This is a genomic window from Clostridium sp. CTA-19 (genome assembly GCF_054767855.1).
The window spans coordinates 1-2,069 of record NZ_BAAABH010000073.1; the positions used below are offsets into that span (position 1 = coordinate 1).

Here is a 2,069-nt window from a genome sequence, read left to right on the forward strand (position 1 = left end):
TGACTGACTATAATAGTCAATTTTTTTACATCTTCCGATGTGAGTCTCTACAAAATAGATTCTCAAATGAATTAACTGGTTTTACCTATATTTATCTGTTTAATTTTCAAAGACCAATTCGTCATTACCTGACGACTTTTACTATTTTACTAGGTTTTAACTTCTTTGTCAACACTTTTTTTTAAACTTTTTTCAAAATTTTTAAGTGTCTTTTAAAGTTTAAATCCTTATCGCTTGAGTTACTTACTTGTTTGCCTCAGCGACAAGATTTATTATATATAAAATCTATTAATACTTCTTCAATTTTTTTCTTGTTTAATAAAATTTTGTTACTTTTTCTTTGTTTTTCATCAATATTCTACATTTTACAACTAATGACACACTAGGTTCAGTTTGTTTTATTTTTAACAAAAACAATATAAATAAAATAAAGCCTATGATTAAATAAGCCTCATTTTATTTATATCTTTTTATTTTAATTTATGCGTTTCTGTATAGTTTTCTCTGTCTGGAGTAGTGTAATGAAATTCTACACCTGCTTTTGCGTTTCCACTTTTAGCTTTACCTTGTATTTCTGGAACTACTTCTTCTTTACTCCTATGCTCATAATATCTTTTCATTCCTTTTTTAGCCATATATAGCACCACCTTATAATATAAATTTCATTTATATTGTTTACTATAATTAAGTTTTATATTAATAATAACGCTTAGTATATTTTTCTAAATGCTATATTTATATAAGTACAACTATAGTTAGTTAGAAGTTGTATAAGAAATAATCTTTAGTATTATTAGTACCATAGTGGGCGATATCACCATAGCTCTTAATTAAAGTAATCTACTAACTAACAATAAAATATTAATCTTAAATTATTCATTCTATAAAGTTGTATAATTAGAATTCAATACTATACTCTTATAAAATTTATAAAAATATCTTCATTAGAAACTTAAAAAGGTTTGCATATACCTTATTATATTTTTAATAATATTGAAAAATTTTTTTAAACTAACTATCCAGCTTCAAGCACAATTTATAATTCCTAAATTTTAAATTCTTAATTAACTATAGGGTTCCAAGTTGACTTTTAAAATTATCCATTTCAGAACTTGGATACCCAAAATAGTGAGACATGCTCTGAATAGCTTAGAATTCAACAATGTATCTTGTATAAAAATATTTTAAGGTTATTGAATAAATTTAAATTGGAGCTTGTTCCCCTATATAGGATTCCAAGCATGTGCGTAAAGCTAAACCATTTTATTTCAATAAAACATTTTTCTTTTAATTTATTACTACACTATGTAATAATAAAAAATCTTAATAAACTATTCATTGAAAATAAACTGTCAACTATTAGTATATTGTTAGTCTTAAATTTTTTCATTTGATAAATGCATAAACTTAAAAGTTATTAACAACACTCTTTCAAAAAACAAAAAGTTATAAACAAAATCACAGTTATTTATGTGAATTTGTTTATAACTTCTATCATTTTAAAATATATTGTTGATAACTTTTTATTTTTTATTTTTTAATAAATAAAAAAAGCTTAGTAAAATTACTAAGCTTGGTGGCTCGAGCAGGAATCGAACCAGCGACACGAGGATTTTCAGTCCTCTGCTCTACCGACTGAGCTATCGAGCCATACTTACCTGGCAACAACCTACCCTCCCACACAGTCACCCGTGCAGTACTCTCGGCGTCTAGAGGCTTAACTTGCCTGTTCGGAATGGAAAGGAGTGTTACCCTCTAAACCATCATCACCAGATTTTAATTTAATATAAGCGGCGTATTTCGTCGTTAACTTCAGTCGTTACGATACTCACTTATGTACTCATAAGCTCTGTTTCTCACTTCTTTGTTGCCTAGAACTACTTGCTTTTATTAACTTAATTATTAATATTTTTATATTAAATTTTTCAGAGTTGTTCTCTGAAAATTGCACAGTGATTATATTAGGTCAAGCCCTCGACTTATTAGTATGAGTCAGCTGAACATGTTACCATGCTTACACCCCTCACCTATCAACCTGATGTTCTTTCAGGAGTCTTACTAACTTACGT

1 protein-coding gene, 1 tRNA gene and 2 rRNA genes are annotated in these 2,069 nt (G+C 27.3%); all 4 read right to left on the bottom strand.

Features of this window, described 5'->3' with window-relative positions:
• Positions 1–470: 470 nt before the first annotated feature.
• Positions 471–635, bottom strand: a complete 165-nt coding sequence (locus ACYUE0_RS17620; protein ID WP_162829339.1) for a hypothetical protein — start codon at positions 633–635, stop codon at positions 471–473.
• Between the two features lie 939 nt (positions 636–1,574).
• Positions 1,575–1,650, bottom strand: a tRNA-Phe gene (locus ACYUE0_RS17625).
• Positions 1,651–1,656: 6 nt separating this feature from the next.
• Positions 1,657–1,774 (bottom strand): 5S ribosomal RNA (gene rrf / locus ACYUE0_RS17630).
• A gap of 188 nt (positions 1,775–1,962) precedes the next feature.
• A 23S ribosomal RNA gene (locus tag ACYUE0_RS17635) occupies positions 1,963–2,069 on the bottom strand; the annotation flags it as partial.

Excerpts from the sequence above, each read along its gene's own strand:
- ACYUE0_RS17620 (WP_162829339.1), bottom strand. The coding sequence starts at position 635 with ATGGCTAAAAAAGGAATGAAAAGATATTATGAGCATAGGAGTAAAGAA.